Here is a 16,645-nt window from a genome sequence, read left to right as displayed (position 1 = left end):
GTCGCGCGACGAACGGGAGCGGCGGTACGGGGGCGCGGCGCGCGGGACGCGACACTGGTGCCGTGCGCACCCGACCCCCGGACCCCGTGTGGCGGCTGCTCGTGCTGCTGTCGGCGACGGTCGCGCCGTGCGCGACGGCCGCGCTGCTCGTGGCGATGGCGCTCAGCGGCTCGGGCGTCGTGCCCGTGGTGGTCGTGGCCGCGGCGGCGGCCGTGCTGCACGTCGCGGCGTGGCGCGCCGACCGGCGGCCCGTCGGCGCGTTCGTCGCGGCCGCGGGGGCGATGGCCGTGCTCGCGCTGGTGCCGATGCCGGGCTGGTCGAGCGGCGTGTGGCTGCCGTCGTCGGCCTGCTACCTGCTGGCGGCGTGGCGGCTGGTCGTCGCCGGGCCGCGCCCGTGGGTGCGCCGCGTGCTCGCGGTCGGGGTCGCGGGCGTGGCGCTGACCGCGGGTGCCTCGGCGCTCCGTGCCCCCGGCGGCACGGACGGCGACGGCGCGGCGGACGACGGCGCGTGGTCGGCGTGGCTGCCGGTGCTCGAGGCCGCGCTGCTGCTGGCCGCGGTCGTGGCTGTGTGGGGCTTCGCGCGGGCCGCCCGCGCGCAGCGCGAGCGCGCGGCGGCCGACGCGGCGCGGCGGCTCGAGCTCGCGCGGCGGTCCGAGCGCGCCGAGATCCGCCGCGACCTGCACGACGTCGTCGCGCACTCCCTCACGCTCGTGGTCGCGCAGGCCGAGGCGGCGCGCGTCGGCACGCGCGAGCCCGCGACCGCGCAGGCCCTCGCGCAGGTCGCGGACACCGCGCGCTCGGCGCTGCTGGGGCTGCGCGGCATGCTGCGCGTGCTCGACGCGGCGCCCGCCGCCGCCGGTGACGTCGTGCCGTCGCTCGACGGGCTGCCGGCGCTCGTCGCGGCCGCGGCCACGCCGCTGCACCGCGTGACGCTGACCGAGCACGGCGAGCGCCGCGCGCTGCCGGCCGACGCCGAGTCGGCGCTCGTGCGGCTCGTGCAGGAGGGCCTGACCAACGCGCTGCGGCACGTCGCGCCGCCGCTGACCGTGGAGGTGCACGTGGACTGGGACGCCGAGCGCGACGCCGACGCCGTGCGGGTGCGGGTGAGCGACGACGGCGGCGCGGGACCGCGCGCGGCCGACGACGCCGGCGTGCGCGCCGGCACGGGCTCGGGACTCGCGGCGTCGGAGCGGCGGGTCACGGCCGCGGGCGGCACGCTCGACGTCGAGCGCGGGGACGAGCGCGGCTGGACGCTGAGCGCGCGGCTGCCGACGGTGGGTGCCGCGTGACCGGCCCGGTGCGCGTGCTGCTGGCCGACGACCAGGAGCTGCTGCGGCTGTCGCTCGCGACGGTGCTGGGCGCCGACCCGCGCGTCGAGGTCGTCGGGACCGTCGGGGACGGGCGCGCCGCCGTCGACGCGGTGCTGCGCGAGCACGTCGACGTCGTCCTCATGGACGTGCGCATGCCCGTGCTCGACGGCATCGCGGCGACCGCGCAGGTGGTGCGGCTGCGCCCGCGCACGCGCGTGCTCGCGCTCACGACGTTCGACCTCGACGAGCTCGTGCTGGCCGCGCTGCGCGCCGGGGCCAGCGGCTACCTCACCAAGGACGCACGCCCCGAGACGCTCGTCGAGGCGATCTGCGACGTCGCGGCCGGCAGCGCGGCGCTCGCGCCGACCGTGGCCGCGTCGCTCGTCGAGCACGTGCGGCGCGTGCCGGCGCCCCGGCCCGACGCGGTCGCGCGGCTGTCGCCCCGCGAGCGCGAGGTGTTCGACCTCATCGCCGCCGGGCGGTCCAACGGCGAGATCGGTGCCGCGCTGCACCTCACGCAGAACACCGTGAAGACGCACGTGCGCGCGGTCCTCACCAAGCTCGACCTGCGCGACCGCGTGCACGCCGTGATCTACGCGTACGAGAACGGCCTGGCCGGGCCCGCTCACCCCGCGGGGTGAGGGCCGCCCGCCGCGCGGGGTGAGGTGCGGGCCGGTGCGCGACTGCGAGCGTCGACCGCGAGGGCCGCCGCGGCCCGGCGAGGAGAGCAGCACCATGACCGCACGGGACACCCGCGCACCCGAGGGCACCGCGCCCGTCCCCGACGACCAGCGCGACTCCGCGCCCGGCGCGACCCCGACACCGGCCCGCGACCCGCGGCGCGTGCTCACGTGGTTCGTCGGCACCCTCACGGCGATCACGGCGGCCGTCCTCGTGCCGCTGGCCGTGGCCGGTGCGGACGCCGACGCGTTCAACGCGACCGTGCCGCTGCTGTCGTGGGCGCCCACGCTCGCGGCGTTCGTCGCGCACCTCGGCACGGGGCGTCGCACGCCGTTCTGGCGGTGGGCGGCGGTCCGCCCGCTGCGCACCGGGCGCGTGCTGCGCACCGCGGGGCTGCTGCTCGCGGTGTTCGTCGCGGTGCCGGCCGTGACCACGGCCGTCGGGGTCGCGACGGGTCTCGTCGCGTGGCGCCCGACCGACGACGCCGCGGCCCTCGCACCGCTCGTGCTGCCGTTCGCGCTCGTCGCGATGCTCACCGTCACGGGCGAGGAGATCGCGTGGCGCGGCGCCCTGCACACCACGCTCGCCCGGTACGGGCTGGTGCGCGCGACCGTCGGCATCGGCGCGCTGTGGGCGCTGTGGCACCTGCCGCTGCTGCTGGCCTACCGCGCGGGCGGCGCCATGACCGGGCGCGACGTCGTGGCCTCGATGGTCAACCTGCTGGTGGCCGCGCTCGTGATCGGCGCCGCGCGGGCGCTGTCGGGGTCCGTGTGGCCCGCGGCGTGGGCGCACGCGCTGCTCAACACGACGCTCGTGTACGCGTCGTCCAACCTCGTGACGCCCGCCGCCGAGCTGGGCGACGGCGCGTTCTGGGCGCTGCAGGCCGTGACGTGGTTCGTGCTGGGCGGCGCGGGGGCGCTGCTGCTGCGCGCCGCGGCGCGGCGGGCGGCGCGGGCGTAGCCGGCCGGCGCGGGGCTGCCCGTCGACGGCCGGCGTCCGGTCGTCACCCGACGGGCAGACCCCGCGCGCGCTCGCGCTCGACGAGGGACACGGCCGCCCAGCGGCGGCCGCCGGCGACGACGAACCCCGCCTCGGCGAGGTCGCGCAGGTGCGCGGTGACCGTCTCGGCGGGCAGCGCGCAGCGCTCCGCGAGCGTCGGGACGTCGCACGGGCCGTGCTGGGACAGCTCGAGCAGCACGAGCGCGCGGCGCGCGCCCGCGTCCTGCGAGACGTGACGGAGGGTGGGTCGGTGGTACGCCGAGCGGCGGCCCGGGCGTGCGGGGGTGGTCGGGCGCGGTCGCGCCACGGTCGTGCTCATGGGGGTGATTCCGTTCCTGCGCGCGCTCGCCGTGGCGGCGCGCGGTGCTGTGCGTGCCCGGCGGCGGGGTGCCGCGGGCGTGGCCACGGCGCGCAGGGGTGCGCGCGGGTCGCGGCCGGTCGCAGGCGGTTCACCGCGCACCCGACGTCGGGGGCGGACCGGTCGCGCCGGTGGCGCGGACCGTGGAGAGCCTGCTGGACGTGACACGAGCCCGGCACCATCGGTGCCGGGCTCGCATCCGAACTGCGCGCCCGGAGGGACTCGAACCCCCAACCTTCTGATCCGTAGTCAGATGCTCTATCCATTGAGCTACGGGCGCACGGCCCCGAGGAGCCGTCGAGAACTGTACAGGCCCACCGGCCGGGAGCCCAAACCGATCCAGCCTGACGTGGCCCGGATCACGTCGGGCCGCGCCGCCGCCGGGCGCGCGGACGGGACGCGCAGCGTGCTGACCGTCCAGAAAGAGACCGTTCGGGTAGGCGCTGGCACCCCCGCCCGTGCCCCGTCCGGGTGGCTCCCGCGCGAACCGGCTCCGCGCGGGTCGGCCCGTGTGCCACGGTGTCGTCCCGCTGCGCGGCCGACGACGTCCCGCACGTCACGAACGCGCGCGAAGGAGTGCCCGGGTGGAGGGTCGTCGGCACCACGCCCCACGCCGCCGCACGGGCACGCCCGGGGACGGCTCGCGGTGAGCGCGGCCGAGGTGCACGCCGCGCTGCAGGGCTGGGTTGCGCGGCTCGCCTCGCTGGGCGCCGCGGTGGTCCCGCGCCTGCGTCCCGCCCTGACGTACCCCGAGGCCGTGGCGCTCGCCGCGCGGCACGGCTACGAGGCCGGCGAGGACCTCGTCGCGCTGTGGACGTGGCACGACGGCACCACCCCCGGGCTGCCGCCCGCGCACCTCGCGCCCGGGCAGGAGTTCGCCCCGCTCGACGCGAGCCTGCGCCGCTCGCGGGAGTACCACGAGGCGTCGCTCGCCGAGGCGCGCGGCGACCGCCGCACGTGGCAGGCGCACTGGGTGGTCGCGGTGCACGGGCACGCGCTGCCGCTCGTGCTCGACGGGTCGCGCCCCGGCCCGGACACGTTCCGCCACGACCCGCACGCGCACCCGCTGCACGTCGCGCGCTCGACGCTCGCGCAGCGCGTCGCGCGCTGGCACGAGATGGTCGACACGGGCACGTGGCGCGTCGCGCGCGACGGCACGTGGGACGTCGACCTCACGCACCTGCCCGCGGTGCCGCACGCGCACCGGCAGGACCTCACGTGACCGCGGCGCCCCACGTGGCGGCGGCGGCCGCGTCGCGCGGGTGAACGCGCGGCCCCGCCCTGGGCGGTGTCGGCGCCGCTCCCTAGACTCGCGGCCGTGACGACCCGCACGTTCGCGCAGGCCTCCCACCTGGGCGAGGACGGTCTGACCCTCGGCCTGGCCCCCGCACTGACGCCCGCCGGGCTGGTCGCCGACCCCAGCTTCTTCCACGGGTTCGCGGCGCACCCGCAGGTGCTCGCGCGAGGTCTGCTGACGCTGGCCGACGTCACCGCGACCCGGTACTTCCAGTACACGCCCACCACGCAGCGCGACCCCGTGCTCACGGCGCACGGGGACCGGCTGCGCGCCGAGTGCTTCTCGGCGTGCAACAGCGTGTACGCACGGCTCGACCTGCTGCCGGACGCGTTCGACTCGGGCGAGGCGTCGCACGGCACGACGAACGTCGACATCGGCCTCGCGACGCGCACGGCGCTGTCCCGCGTGGGCCGCGCGCGGCTGCTGCACCTCGACGTCGGCAGCGGCGGCCTGAGCGTGTCGAGCCCGCAGGAGACGGTCGCCGAGCGGCCCGTCGAGATGCCCGGGCGCTGGGTGCGCGCGCTCGGGAACGTCGCCGAGCTGCACCACGGGCTCGCGCCCGCGTTCACGGTCGGCGCCGCGCACGCGCGCGCGTTCGTCGCGGCGCTCCCCGCCGCGACCGGCACGGGTCGCACGGGCTGGCTCGTCGCCGGGCCGACCGGCGTGCGGGTGGCGGCGCGACCGACGCGCGGCGGTGTGCACGTGGCCGGGCTGCACCGCCTGAGCGCGGCCAAGCGGCTGCTCACGCACGTCACGGGCATGACCGTGCACGGCACGTCCGAGCCGGGCCCCGCGGCCGTCGAGCTCGCGCTGCCCGGGGCGCGCCTGGTGCTGGGGCTCACGGACGAGGCGTGGCGCGGCCACTCGGGCGAGGGGTCGCTGCTGGCGGCGCTCGCGGGCGCGTCGGTCGTCGAGGACGCCGACCTGGTCGCGGCGCTGCTCGCGTTCGAGCCCGTGGTCGACGTGCCGCGCCTGACCCGCGAGTCCGCGCTCGACGACGCGCGCGTGCGCGCCGCGCTGGCCGTGCTCGCGGCCGACGGCCGCATCGGCTGGGACCTGCACGACGCCGCCTGGTTCCACCGCGAGCTGCCGCACGACCCCGCACGCGTCGAGAAGGACAACCCGCGCCTGGTCGGCGCCCGGCGGCTCGTGGCCGACGGCGCCGTCGTGCGCGTCGACGACGGCTGGACCGTGCGCAGCCGCACGCCCGGCTCCCCCGACCACCACGTCGCGCGGGACGGCGGCGTCGCGCGCTGCACGTGCCCGTGGTTCCTCGCGCACGGCACGGGCCGCGGCCCGTGCGCGCACGTCCTGGCCGTCCAGATCCTCACGGAGGACCCCGCATGAACCCCGCGCTCGCCGCCGCCGTCGACGTGTTCCGCACGCTCGGCTGGGACCGCGCGACCCTCGACGAGGCCGAGACCCTGCCGCTGGGGACGCCCGAGCAGCAGCGCGTCGCGCGCGCCGGGCTCGCGACGGGCGAGTGGGGCGCGTGGGGCCACCTCGACGGGAACACGTACGGCTGGATCAGCGGCATCGACGTGGACCGGACGATGCTCGCGGTGTTCGCCGTGCGCGTCGGGGTCGACGCGAAGCGGTCGGCGGCGCTGCTGCCGGGCACGCAGGCGGTCGACGACGAGCGCGCGACGCGCCTGCTCGCGGCGCGCGGGCCGCGGTTCGCCGAGCGGTTCGTCGACGCCGCGTGCCGCGCGGACCGGCGGCTGTGGGAGCACTCGACGAGCGTGCACGCGGGCGCCGTCGTGCGCCTCGTGGACCTGCACGACCTGCCCGTCCCGGCGTCGGTCGAGTACCTGCGGGACTGGGCCGTGTACGCGCAGGGCGCGCTGACGGGCGAGGGCGAGCTGTTCCCGCGCGAGCGCGGCTGGTGCTCGCCGCGGGTCGTGACGCGACGCCTGCCCGAGCACGTGCGGCAGGCCGTCGCGCTGGGCGTGCCCGCGACCGGACCGTTCGGCGCCGTGGTGCCCGCGGCGGTCGAGCAGGGGCTGCTGGACCACGACGAGGCGGTGACGCTCGTGCTCGCGGCCCTGGACTCCGCGCAGCGCCCCGGCGACCGCAAGGCGTGGGCGCAGGTGCTCACCGGTCCCCTCGGCGTCACGGGTGATGCGCTCGTGCCCCACGCGGACGCGCTGGTGCCGGCGCTCGCGCACGGCGACTCGGCGGTCGTCGAGGCGATCGCCCCCGCGCTCGTCGCGGGCGTCACCGACGACCTGCTGGCCGACGTGCTGACCGTGAGCCTGCTGGTGCGGACCAAGAAGGTGCTGCGCCTGCTGCTCGCCGAGGCGGCACGGCGCCCCCGGCCGTCGGACGACGTGGTCGCGGCCGTCGCCCCGCTCGCGCTGCCGCACGCGGGCGTCACCGACCGCACGCTCGCGCGCGCGGCCACCGCGCTGGCCGATGCGTGGGGCATGGCGCCCGACCCGGACGACGCCTCGGACGACGCGCCCGTCGGCGGCCTGTGGCAGGACCCGCCGCCCGTGTGGGACGTGCCGCGGCTCGACGTCGGCGAGCCGTCCGCCGCCGCGCTCACGGCCGCGGCCGCGACGCTCACGGGGCGGCCCGACGGCGTGGTCGACGTCGAGGTCGAGCGGTTCCTCGCGCTCGCGAACGCGGTCGCGCACGCCGACGTCGCCGCGGCGCGCACCGCGCTCGGCGGGGTCCGCACGTCCTGGGTCGCGGGCCTGCGGTGCGTGCCGTCGTGGGTCGCGGGCGAGCCGTCCCCGCTGGCCGACCGGCCCGCCGACCCCGAGCGGTGGAACGCCCAGCCGCTGGTCTGGGACGTGCTGCACGCGCGCGAGGCGTCGGTGGTCGCGCGCCTGGGTGCGGCCCCCGTGCTGCTGTCGACGCCCACGTGGGTGGACCTGCGCATCGACCCCGCGGACCTGGTGGTGCGGCTGCGCGCGTACGCCGACGCCGGCGCGACCGCGGCCGAGGCCGACCTGTTCCTGGCGATGCTGCGCGCCGACGTCACGCTCGTGACGGACGACGTGCTCGCGGCCCTCGACGCGCTGCCCGTGCCCGTCGTGCTGCAGGACGGCACCGACGCGGGCGTCACCGCGGGCCCCGCGCTGCGCCGCCACCTCACCGACCCGGTGCGCGAGCCCGCGCTCGAGATCGACCCGCAGTGGCGACGCTGGACGCCCGCGACGCCGGCCGTGCCCGCGTCGCTCGACGCGTTCCCCCGCCGCGTCGGCGCCAACCGGCACTCCCACCCGGGGTTCGAGACGTTCCCGACCTGGGGCGACGCCGCGGGGCGTGCCGTGGGGGCGGCCGAGGACGCGGCGTCCGGGCTCGTGCTGCGGCAGGCCGTGCGGCGCGCGACGCCGCTGCCGCCCGGCACGGCCGTCAACCTGCTGGGCGCCCAGCGCGGGTTCCACGCGGTCGCGGCGCCCGACGGCACGACGGCCGTCATGGAGGCCTGGGAGCGCGGGCTGCTGCGCCCCGGCGTGCCCGACGTGCGCCTGCTGGACTGGGCCGAGACGCCGTCGAGCCTCGCGGCGCTGGCCCGTGCGCTGCGCGAGCTCGCCGACGAGGGCCTGCTCGCGGTGGTGTGGCCCGTGCTGGACGACGTGGTCGCGGCGTCGCTGCGCGCACCGCGGATGCTCGCGGGCACGGCCGACGTCGCCGAGGCCGTGCAGGCGCTGCTGCCCGAGGTCGAGGCCGCGGTCGCGGCGGGCGTCGCCGACGCCGGCGTGCTCGCGCTGCCGGGCGTGCGCGCGCTGGCCGGGCGCGGCGGGTCGTCGCGCGCGGTCGTCGCGGCGCGGGCGGTCGTCGCGCGGCTGCCGGAGCCGGTGACCGCCCCCGAGGCGGAGACGCCCGCGGCTGCGGCCGGGGAGCCCGCCGCCACCGCACCCGCGTCCGCGACGACGCGACCGACGCGCGCGTTCGCCGAGGTCTGGCCCGACGGCGCCGGGACGCTGCCGGCCGTCGTCGACGGTGCGAAGGTCACCGCGGCGTGGGACGACCCGGACGCGTCGTCGCGCATGCTCGCGGTCGACGTCGACGTGCCCGGCGCGCTCGGCGGGCCGTTCCGCGTGACCAAGGGCTGGTTCTACGACCTCGAGCGCGAGGGGCAGTGCGCCGCGCGGTCGGCCGCGGCGCGGGCCGCGGGCGCGAACCACCACGGGCACGACGCGTGGCTGCACTGGGACGCGGCCGCCGGGCGCCTGGTCGTCTCGCCGCACCGCAACTGGCGCACGGGCGCGGACGGCCCGCTCACCGGCGGCGACGTGCCGCCGCTCACGACGTCCATGGCGGCGGTCGTGCTCGCGTCGCTGTGCCACGACGACGCGGCGGTGTGGTCCGTGCAGACGGTGGTCCGCGAGGGGCTGCTCGGGTCCGCGGCGGTCACGGTCGCGGTGCGCGCGCTGCTGCCGCACCCCGACGTGTCGCCCGCACGCATGATGAAGCTGCTCGAGTCCGACCCGACGACGCTGCCCGTGCTGTGGCCCCTGCTGGTCGAGCCCGTGCGGCACGCGGCCGGCCTGGACGGGCCCGCGCCGCGGTGGCTCAACCGCGTGCTCGACGTCGCGCTGCTGCACGCGCCGCTGCTGCGCGAGGCCGCCGACCGCGGGCTCCTGCCCGCCGACGCCGCGGCGTGGCCGGGGCTGCGGGACCTCGCGGAGCGCGGCGGCTCGCCGACCGTGCGCCGCAAGGCACGTACCCTCGTCGAGCAGGTGCTGCCCGGCTGACGCGGCGGCACCGCCCCCGCACGAGAGGACCGGCGACCGCCCGCCATGACGAAGACCCTGCTGGCCGTCGACGGCAACTCGCTGATCCACCGCGCGTACCACGCGGGGGCCGCGTCGGGGACGCGCACGCGCGACGGCCGCCCGACGTGGGCCGTGCGGGGCGCGCTGTCGCAGGTGCTGGGCGCGTGCGACCGGGTGTCCGCCGACGCGGTCGTCGTGGGGTTCGACGACGCGAGCCACAACGTCCGCAAGACCGTGCACCCCGAGTACAAGTCGCACCGCGCCGAGAAGCCGACCGACCTGGTCGAGCAGCTCGCGCTCGCGGCCGACGTGTTCCGCGACGCGGGCCTGCACGTCGTCACGCCGCCGGGGCACGAGGCCGACGACGTGCTCGCGTCGGCCGCCGCGCACGCCGACGCGGCGGGCTGGCGCACGGTCGTGTGCACGTCCGACCGCGACGCGTTCGCGCTCATCACCCCCACGACGTCGGTGCTGCGGCTCATCAACGGGGGCGTCGAGGCCTCGCCCGTGCTGACGCCCGAACGGCTGCGGCTCATGATCGGCATCGACCCCGCGCAGTACCGGCAGTTCGCGGCGATGCGCGGCGACGCCTCCGACAACCTGGCGGGCATCCGCGGCATCGGCGAGAAGACGGGCGTCGCGCTCCTCACGGCGTTCGGCACGGTCGAGGCCGCGTTCGCCGACGTCGACGAGCACGACGGCGCACGCGTGGCCGCGGAGGTCGGCAAGGCCGTCGTCCGCAAGCTCGCGGACCCCGAGGGCCGCGCGGCCTACCGGCGCAACGTCGAGCTCATGACCATGCGCACCGACCTCGACCTGCGGCTCGACCTCGCGGCGTCGCCGTGCCCGGGCGTGCTGCCGCTCGACGCGACGACGCTGCACCGCGCGCTCGCGGGCGCCGAGCTCGACTCGCTGCAGTGGCTCGCGCACCGCACGCTCGTGTCGTGGGACGCCGAGCCGCCGTGGCGCACGTCGGGTGCGCGCGTGGCCCCGGGCGTCGGCCCCGCCCCGGCGGCGCCCCCTGCCGCGCCCGGACCCGTCGCGGCGGCGCCGGCCCCTGTGCCGGCCCCGGCGGCGGCCGCGGAGGACGACGTCCTCACCCTCTTCTGACGGGTGCGCGCTGCGCATCGCGTGGCGCCTGCGCATCCCCAGAGTGAGTGCATTTGCTCCATGCGAGAGGGTTCGGACTCCGGCAAGCCGCGGTTGTACTCACGGCTGACGGTCGTGCGCACCGAGCGCGGCCTCAGCCGCAAGGAGCTCGCCGAGCGCGTCGGCGTGCACTACCAGACCATCGCGTACCTCGAGCGCGGCGAGTACAGCCCGAGCCTCGTGCTCGCGCTGCGCATCGCCGAGGAGCTCGACGCGCCGCTGCCGGCCCTGTTCGCGCTCACGCCGTTCCCGCCCATGGTCGACCAGCTGTACAAGGAGCAGTCATGACGCTCGCCGCGACGTCGTCGTGGTGGGACGCACCGCGCGCCGTGGTCCTGCTGGTCGGCGTGCTGACGGTCCAGCTCGCGCTCATGCCGCCGGCGGTCGTCACGGCCCTCGGCGAGGACGTCTGACACGTCGCGCCACCCGCGGCCGGGCCCGGGGCGCCTGCGCGCGGCTCACCCGCCCGCGGCGAGCCGCGCCGCGACCTCCGCGACGACGTCGGGCCCGCCGACGACCTCGAAGTGCATCTCGTCCTTCCGCCCGCCGAAGTCGCCGCCCCACACGACCGCCGGCGCGACGTCCTCGAGGATCGACCGGAGCGTCGCGAGCTCGTCCGGCGCGAACGTGCCCTCCTCCCCCATCGGGTGCTGCGGCGCGTTGACGTCCACCGCCGTGCCCGACGCGTGGTTCGACACGTCGCCGCCCCCGCGCACCTCGCGGTGCGCCCAGCCCCACGAGCTCGTCTCCTCCACGGGGGCGATCTCGGCGTCGATCCGCGCGACGACGTGACCCAGCACGGTCGCGACGTCGCCCGCGCGCACGCCACCGGTCACGCCCGGCAGCGCCACGAGCCGCTCGTCGTACGGGTCGAGGATCACGGGCCAGCCGTTCTGCGACACCGGCCCGTCCGCGTCGGCCGCGGCGAGCCCCGCCACGGGTCCGGCGGCGGGGTCGGCGGCCGCGTCGCGCAGCGCGAACCCGAGACCGACGAGCATCGCGACGACGACCACCAGCACGCCCGCCGTGACCGCCCACGCGGGCACCGGACGGCCCGGCGGCGGGGACGGCACCCGCGGACCACCCGGCGGCACGGGACGGCGCGAGGCCGCCGCCGGGAGCACCGTCGTCACGGCCGTGCGCACCCGCGCGTCGTCCGCCCGCCCTGCCGCCTGCCGGTTCGACATGCGTCGACGCTAGGGCCCCGGGCGGAGCGTCGGCGTCGGTTCGTGGGTGGACCTCGCCCGCCCACCCCTACGACTCTCGACCGGTCCGGCGGATCGGCCGCTCGCCTCCGCGTGCCGAACCGGGCACCCACCCTGCGGACGCACGAACGGGCCGGACCCGAGGGGTCCGGCCCGTTCGTCGGCGTCTGTCGACACCATCTGGCGGAGACGGTGGGATTTGAACCCACGGAAGGGTTGACCCCTTCACGGCCTTAGCAGGGCCGCGCACTAGACCTGGCTATGCGACGTCTCCAGGACGAGCACAGGCTACCGGCCTGCCGCCCCGCCACCAAAGCGACCCCCGACACGCCGGGGCCGCCACGCCGTGCGTCCGGGCGACGGTGGGGCGTCCCCCCTTGTCAGGACACCCTTCCGTCCGCCACGGTGTGCTCACTTGGTCGATCGACCAAGTGCGACCGGACGAGGGGAAGCCGTGCCCGCAGCCACCTGCCGGTCCGTCGCCGCGCGCGGCGGGCGCCGCCCCGACCACCCCCGGGCGGCCGCGGCGTGAGCGAGCGCATGAGCATCGAGGACCGCCGCCGCCAGCTCGTCGCCGCCGCGGTCCGGGTCGTCGCGCGCGACGGCGTGGCCGGCGCGTCGACGCGTGCGGTCACGGCCGAGGCCGGCATCCCGCTCGGCTCGCTGCACTACGCGTTCGGGTCGCGCGAGGCCCTGCTCGACGCGGTCCTCGCGCACACCCTCGAGGGCGAGCTCAAGGCGATCGAGCGCGCCGGCTTCCCCACGGGCGCGCCCGGCACCGACCTGCTGCGCGCGCACGTCGTCACCGGGCTCGGCCGCTACCTCGACCTGCTGTGCGCCGAGCCCTCGCGCGAGACCGCGCTGCTCGACCTGTTCCTGTGGAGCATGCGCCGCTCCGACGGTCGCGGCACCCTGCCGCTGTACCGCACGTACTACGCCATGGCCGCCGATGTGCTCACCGACGCGGCCACGTCGTGCGGGTGCACGTGGACGCTGCCCGTCGAGCAGGTCGCGCGCCTCCTCGTCGTGACGGTCGACGGTCTGACGACCACGTGGCTGGCCGACGGCGACACGCTCGCGGCCCGCACCACGATCGAGCTGCACGCGCGGATGCTCGCGAGCCTCGCGACGCCCGCCGCGCCGCAGGAGGCCGCGGCCGAGCCCGTCACCGGGGAGCGGGCCGCCGCGGAGCCCGACGTCGCGTCCGGCACGGTCGTCCCGGACCCGCCCGCGGACGCCGACGGGCCCGTCGCCCCGGCCGTCCCGGCCCCCGAGGACCCGGCGGCGCCCGCCGTCTGAGCCGTGCGGCTCAGTGCTCGAAGCCCCACTCGCGGTCGGTCACCATGCGCGCGACGGCCAGGCCGACCGCGAGCGCTGTCACGACCAGCGCCGCCGAGACGCCGTACGTGAGGGCCTGCGGGACGTCGCCGTTGTTGAGGTAGTACATGGCCCGGTAGGCGGGCACGCCGGGGACCATGATCGTCACGGCCGGCACGTACACCGTGATGCGCGGGATGTTGAGCCGCGGCGCGACCCACGCGGCACCGAGCCCGACGAGGAAGGCGGCGATCGCGGCGGCGGCCTGCGGCGGCCACTCGAGCAGCAGCACCGCCTCGACGCGCAGCAGGTTCGGCACCGCGGCGACGCTCGCCGCCGCGAGCGCCATGCGCCACGGGCTGTTGAACATCAGCGCGAAACCGAGCACGCCGACGAACGACGCGACGAGCCGCAGCGTCGTCATGAGCGCCGGGTCGAGCGTCAGCGCGGTGGGCGGGTCGGGGCTCAGACCGACGGCGATCGACACGACCCACACCGCGAAGGCCGCGGACACGAAGATCATGACCGCCCACGTCAGCCGCGCGACGCCCGCCGAGAAGTCGAGCTTGGCGAGGTCGAGGGCGCCTGTGACCAGCGGGAACCCGGGGACCAGGAACAGCGCGGCGGCCACGTACCCGGCCTCGTGGACGGGGCCGGTGACGCCGAGCGCGTGCAGGGCCTGCACGAACCCGAGGTACCCGAGGCTCGACAGCGCGCCCGCGAGCATCGTGACGCCGAACTGGTTGAAGCCGCGGTGCAGCATGACGCGCCGCAGGCCCTGGCCCAGGAACGCGCCGAGGAACGCGCCGAGGACCTCGACGGGCCCGCCGTTGTTGAGGAACGCGAACGCGGCGCACGCGATCGCCGCCCACAGCGCGTTGAGCGCCACGGGGTACAGCGGCGGCTTGGCGGTGATGCGGTCGATCTCGGCGCCGACGTCCTCGACCGTGACGGGTGCGCGCGCCTCGACCCGCTGGGCCAGCAGCTCGAGCTCGGCGAGCCGGTCGGTGTTGACGCCGACGGTCCGCACCTCGGTGACCTCGGTGCGGAACGTGCGACCCCGGTGGGACGTCGTGGTGATCTCGGTGAGCGTGACGTGCGCGTGGTGGCGCTCGATCCCCAGCGCGTGCGCGATCCGTCCCATCGACGCCTTGACGCGGTACGAGCCGGTGCCGGCGGACAGGCTGAGGCGTCCGACGCGCAGCACGACGCCCGAGCGGCGGATCAGCTCGAGCTCGGCGTCGTCAGGTTCGGTGGGCACGGCCCCCATCATGACGGGGACGGTCGGCACGCGGCGGGACGTCAGCCCTACGCGGACACCCGTCCGACCCGCCCGCCCACCACCGCCTCTCACCCGCTCCCACCCCCGCCGAGCCCGTCGTCCGTCGCGTCCGAGCACACCGACCCGTCACCGATCACAGGGTCGGCCGAACCGCTCGCGTGCTCCGCGCGACCCGCGAGCGCGTCAGGGCAGGTCGGCCGCCGCGCGGCGTTCCTGGTCGCGGGCGCGCTCGGCGGCCGACGACGCCCGGTCGAGCTCGCGCCCCGCGGCGCGCAGCGCCTTCTCCCGCTCACGCGCGCGCGTGCGCGCCGCCACGAGCTGCTCGTCGACGCGTGGCAGCCGGGCACGCGCCTCGGCGAGCCGACGCCGGACGTCGGCCAGCGCGCGCACCAGCTCCTCCTCGGCCGCGTACGCCTGCGCCGACTCCCGCTCGGCGTCCTCGAGCGCCGTCGTCGCGTCCCGCTCGGCCGTCGCGGCGGCGTCGTGCCGCTCGGTGACGCGCTCGAGGTCGCGCTCGGCCGCCGCCACGGCCGCGACCGCACGCTCGTGGCGCTCCCGCGCGCGGGCGGCCTCCCGCTCGCGGCGCTCACGCTCACGGTCCCGCGCCGCCCACGCACGGTCGGGCGCGTCAGCGTCCCGTCCGGGCGCCGTCGATGCGCGGCGCCGGGCGCCGCCGTCCGCGCCCGCCGCACGAGCGGTCCGCGCGTCGCCGGCGAGCCCGACGCCGTCGGCAGCCCCGCCGTCGGCACCCCCGCCGTCCGCGCCCGCGTCGTCGTCGCCCCCGGACCCGACGCCGCCGAAGCCGACGTGCTCGGTGCCGTGCGTGAGCGTCCCGGCGGCGACCGCGGCGGCGACGCGCGGGTCCGCGAGCGCGGCGGTGAGCGTCCGCTCGACCTCCTGGGCGGCGGCCGCCGAGACCGGCTGCCCGGCCGCGGCCGCGAGCCGGCGCGCCTGCGCGGCCCAGCCGGCGACGAGCGCGCGACGCTGCCTGCCCAGGTCCCGCAGCGCGGGGCCGTCGAGCGACCGCTCCGCGTCGCGCAGGCTCTCGCCGAGGTCGCGCAGCGTGCCCGCGAGCGTGGGGTCGTCCCGGACCAGCAGGTTCACGGCACCCGCGGCGAGGGTGGGTTTGCGCAGCGCGCCGATGCGCCGCGCGAGGTCCCGGTCCTGCGCGGCGCGCGCCGCGCGCACGGCGGCGTCACGGCGCGCCACGAAGTCGTCGAGCGGCCCGCCGTACAGGTCGTCGACGACGTCGTCCAGGCTCACCACCGCCCCAGCGTGCCCGTCCGCGCGAACCCCCACCACCCACGGGGAGCGGCCGACCGGTCGTCAGGTCCCGGGCTCGCGGCGGCGCGGCGGGTACCAGCGGTTGCCGTAGCGGCGGACGAGCCTGCCGTCGCTGATCTCGGCGAGCTCGTCGAGGCGTTCGAGCACGGCCCACGCGACGCGGCGCGCCTGACCGTCGCCGGGCGACTCGAACCGCACGGTCACGCGCGCCTGCCCGCGGACCACGCCGACGTCGTGCGCCTCGACGGTCGCGAGCGCCCGGGCGGCCTCGACGGCCGCGGGCAGCACGGCCGGCGCCGACGTCCCGGGGCGCAGCAGCCCGACGTTCGCGGTCACGCGGTAGGACGGCACGCGACGACGCTAGCCGCCCGCACGTCGTGCCGCGCAGGCCCGCGCGGGCCTCGCGGAGGACGACGCCCGCCGTGCCGCGTGGGCGCTCGTGCACGGCATCGCGACGCTCGCCGCCGAGGACTCGACCCTGGAGGCAGACCTCGAGGCGTTCACGCGACGCGCGGCCCGGCAGCTCTTCGGCTGACCGACCCCACACCGGTCCCGGCGTGCGCCGCGGCCTCGCGACCCGCGGCGCACCGCGCCACCGCCGACCCTTCAGCCCGGCAGCAGACCCGCGAGCCGGCGCGCGACGTCGACGAGCCCCACGCGGTCCAGCGCGTCGACGTCGGCGAGGGGCACCCACGCGGCCTCGTCGGTGGAACCGTCGACCTCGTGCGCGAGCGCACCGCCCACGACGTGCGCGCGGTACAGGATGCGCAGCGCGTGCAGGTCGGGCCCCGGCTCGATGCGGTCGGCGCCGGGCACGACGAGCGAGTCGATCCCCAGCAGCTCGTCGACCACGACGTCGTACCCGGTCTCCTCGCGGACCTCGCGCACGACCGTCTGCTCGGGGTGCTCACCGCCCTCGATGCCGCCGCCGGGCATCGACCAGCCGGTGCGCCCGCCCTCCGACCAGTGCGCGAGCAGCAGGCGCGCGTCCCGCACGACGACGGCGTACGCGGCGACCCGGGTGTCCACGGCG

At 78.0% G+C, this 16,645-nt stretch carries 16 protein-coding genes and 2 tRNA genes; 10 read left to right on the top strand and 8 right to left on the bottom strand.

Translation table 11 applies throughout. The features are described 5' to 3' along the window. The first annotated feature begins 62 nt into the window (after nt 1-62). The 3 genes from E4A51_RS13970 (at nt 63) to E4A51_RS13960 (ending at nt 2,951) form a co-directional block, all read left to right on the top strand. Nucleotides 63-1,289, top strand: a complete 1,227-nt coding sequence (locus tag E4A51_RS13970; protein ID WP_134852137.1) for a sensor histidine kinase — start codon at nt 63-65, stop codon at nt 1,287-1,289. Then, nucleotides 1,286-1,951 carry a response regulator transcription factor gene (locus E4A51_RS13965; RefSeq protein ID WP_046529968.1) on the top strand — a complete coding sequence of 222 codons (666 nt, stop codon included), beginning with the start codon at nt 1,286-1,288 and terminating at the stop codon, nt 1,949-1,951. The genes E4A51_RS13970 and E4A51_RS13965 overlap by 4 nt, the downstream gene beginning before the upstream one ends. A gap of 94 nt (nt 1,952-2,045) precedes the next feature. Then, nucleotides 2,046-2,951, top strand: coding sequence for a CPBP family intramembrane glutamic endopeptidase (locus tag E4A51_RS13960; protein WP_134852136.1), 906 nt, complete (start codon nt 2,046-2,048; stop codon nt 2,949-2,951). Nucleotides 2,952-2,994: 43 nt separating this feature from the next. On the opposite strand, the gene E4A51_RS13955 is transcribed toward E4A51_RS13960, so the two are convergent. Together E4A51_RS13955 and E4A51_RS13950 are read right to left on the bottom strand one after the other, a co-directional pair. Next, nucleotides 2,995-3,309, bottom strand: coding sequence for a MarR family transcriptional regulator (locus tag E4A51_RS13955; protein ID WP_134852135.1), 315 nt, complete (start codon nt 3,307-3,309; stop codon nt 2,995-2,997). A gap of 246 nt (nt 3,310-3,555) precedes the next feature. Further along, nucleotides 3,556-3,628: transfer RNA gene (locus E4A51_RS13950), tRNA-Arg, on the bottom strand. Nucleotides 3,629-3,994: 366 nt separating this feature from the next. Here E4A51_RS13950 and E4A51_RS13945 point away from each other — a divergent pair. The 6 genes from E4A51_RS13945 to E4A51_RS18880 all read left to right on the top strand — a co-directional run bounded on the left by E4A51_RS13945 (nt 3,995) and on the right by E4A51_RS18880 (nt 10,937). Continuing rightward, a complete protein-coding gene (locus E4A51_RS13945) occupies nt 3,995-4,570 on the top strand; it encodes a hypothetical protein (RefSeq protein WP_070320895.1) in 576 nt (191 codons plus the stop codon). Between the two features lie 96 nt (nt 4,571-4,666). Further along, a complete protein-coding gene (locus E4A51_RS13940; protein WP_134852134.1) occupies nt 4,667-5,992 on the top strand; it encodes an SWIM zinc finger family protein in 1,326 nt (441 codons plus the stop codon). After that, nucleotides 5,989-9,354 (top strand): hypothetical protein, encoded by a 3,366-nt coding sequence (locus E4A51_RS13935; RefSeq protein ID WP_134852133.1) that lies wholly within the window; start codon nt 5,989-5,991, stop codon nt 9,352-9,354. Before E4A51_RS13940 ends, E4A51_RS13935 begins: the two co-directional genes overlap by 4 nt. Before the next feature lie 45 nt (nt 9,355-9,399). Next, nucleotides 9,400-10,485, top strand: a complete 1,086-nt coding sequence (locus E4A51_RS13930; protein WP_134852132.1) for a 5'-3' exonuclease H3TH domain-containing protein — start codon at nt 9,400-9,402, stop codon at nt 10,483-10,485. A 60-nt stretch (nt 10,486-10,545) separates the two neighbouring features. Continuing rightward, on the top strand, nt 10,546-10,812 hold the full coding sequence (locus tag E4A51_RS13925; protein WP_046531080.1) for a helix-turn-helix transcriptional regulator: 267 nt from the start codon (nt 10,546-10,548) through the stop codon (nt 10,810-10,812). Further along, entirely contained in the window at nt 10,809-10,937 is a 129-nt protein-coding gene (locus E4A51_RS18880; RefSeq protein ID WP_255430660.1) for a hypothetical protein, read from the top strand. The genes E4A51_RS13925 and E4A51_RS18880 overlap by 4 nt, the downstream gene beginning before the upstream one ends. A gap of 45 nt (nt 10,938-10,982) precedes the next feature. Here the strand turns inward: E4A51_RS18880 and E4A51_RS13920 are convergent, their stop codons facing one another. Together E4A51_RS13920 and E4A51_RS13915 are read right to left on the bottom strand one after the other, a co-directional pair. Next, the gene (locus tag E4A51_RS13920; RefSeq protein WP_134852131.1) at nt 10,983-11,711 is read right to left on the bottom strand and encodes a M15 family metallopeptidase; all 729 of its coding nucleotides are present in this window, start codon (nt 11,709-11,711) and stop codon (nt 10,983-10,985) included. 199 nt (nt 11,712-11,910) lie between these two features. Next, a tRNA-Ser gene (locus tag E4A51_RS13915) sits at nt 11,911-12,003 on the bottom strand. Nucleotides 12,004-12,269: 266 nt separating this feature from the next. Here E4A51_RS13915 and E4A51_RS13910 point away from each other — a divergent pair. After that, the gene (locus E4A51_RS13910) at nt 12,270-13,028 is read left to right on the top strand and encodes a TetR/AcrR family transcriptional regulator (RefSeq protein ID WP_167748922.1); all 759 of its coding nucleotides are present in this window, start codon (nt 12,270-12,272) and stop codon (nt 13,026-13,028) included. 10 nt (nt 13,029-13,038) lie between these two features. On the opposite strand, the gene E4A51_RS13905 is transcribed toward E4A51_RS13910, so the two are convergent. From E4A51_RS13905 to E4A51_RS13890, 4 genes are all read right to left on the bottom strand, one after another. Beyond that, on the bottom strand, nt 13,039-14,316 hold the full coding sequence (locus tag E4A51_RS13905) for a threonine/serine exporter ThrE family protein (protein WP_370297509.1): 1,278 nt from the start codon (nt 14,314-14,316) through the stop codon (nt 13,039-13,041). 195 nt (nt 14,317-14,511) lie between these two features. Continuing rightward, nucleotides 14,512-15,594: a hypothetical protein gene (locus E4A51_RS13900; RefSeq protein WP_134852129.1), complete on the bottom strand. Its 1,083-nt coding sequence runs from the start codon at nt 15,592-15,594 to the stop codon at nt 14,512-14,514. A 60-nt stretch (nt 15,595-15,654) separates the two neighbouring features. Next, entirely contained in the window at nt 15,655-15,963 is a 309-nt protein-coding gene (locus E4A51_RS13895; RefSeq protein ID WP_046529960.1) for a hypothetical protein, read from the bottom strand. A gap of 255 nt (nt 15,964-16,218) precedes the next feature. After that, nucleotides 16,219-16,641 carry an NUDIX hydrolase gene (locus E4A51_RS13890; protein ID WP_046529957.1) on the bottom strand — a complete coding sequence of 141 codons (423 nt, stop codon included), beginning with the start codon at nt 16,639-16,641 and terminating at the stop codon, nt 16,219-16,221. Nucleotides 16,642-16,645 lie beyond the last annotated feature (4 nt).

It is taken from the genome of Cellulomonas sp. HD19AZ1, from assembly GCF_004535805.1.
In the GTDB taxonomy this organism is placed as follows: Bacteria; Actinomycetota; Actinomycetes; order Actinomycetales; family Cellulomonadaceae; genus Cellulomonas; species Cellulomonas iranensis.
This window is presented reverse-complemented; position numbering and strand designations above follow the sequence as displayed.

What these genes read in the sequence shown, in the direction of transcription:
- E4A51_RS13960 (WP_134852136.1), top strand. Translation starts at nt 2,046, where the DNA reads ATGACCGCACGGGACACCCGCGCACCCGAGGGCACCGCGCCCGTCCCC.
- E4A51_RS13955 (WP_134852135.1), bottom strand. Translation starts at nt 3,309, where the DNA reads ATGAGCACGACCGTGGCGCGACCGCGCCCGACCACCCCCGCACGCCCG.
- E4A51_RS13935 (WP_134852133.1), top strand. Translation starts at nt 5,989, where the DNA reads ATGAACCCCGCGCTCGCCGCCGCCGTCGACGTGTTCCGCACGCTCGGC.
- E4A51_RS13930 (WP_134852132.1), top strand. Translation starts at nt 9,400, where the DNA reads ATGACGAAGACCCTGCTGGCCGTCGACGGCAACTCGCTGATCCACCGC.
- E4A51_RS13925 (WP_046531080.1), top strand. Translation starts at nt 10,546, where the DNA reads ATGCGAGAGGGTTCGGACTCCGGCAAGCCGCGGTTGTACTCACGGCTG.
- E4A51_RS18880 (WP_255430660.1), top strand. Translation starts at nt 10,809, where the DNA reads ATGACGCTCGCCGCGACGTCGTCGTGGTGGGACGCACCGCGCGCCGTG.
- E4A51_RS13920 (WP_134852131.1), bottom strand. Translation starts at nt 11,711, where the DNA reads ATGTCGAACCGGCAGGCGGCAGGGCGGGCGGACGACGCGCGGGTGCGC.
- E4A51_RS13910 (WP_167748922.1), top strand. Translation starts at nt 12,270, where the DNA reads ATGAGCATCGAGGACCGCCGCCGCCAGCTCGTCGCCGCCGCGGTCCGG.
- E4A51_RS13905 (WP_370297509.1), bottom strand. Translation starts at nt 14,316, where the DNA reads ATGGGGGCCGTGCCCACCGAACCTGACGACGCCGAGCTCGAGCTGATC.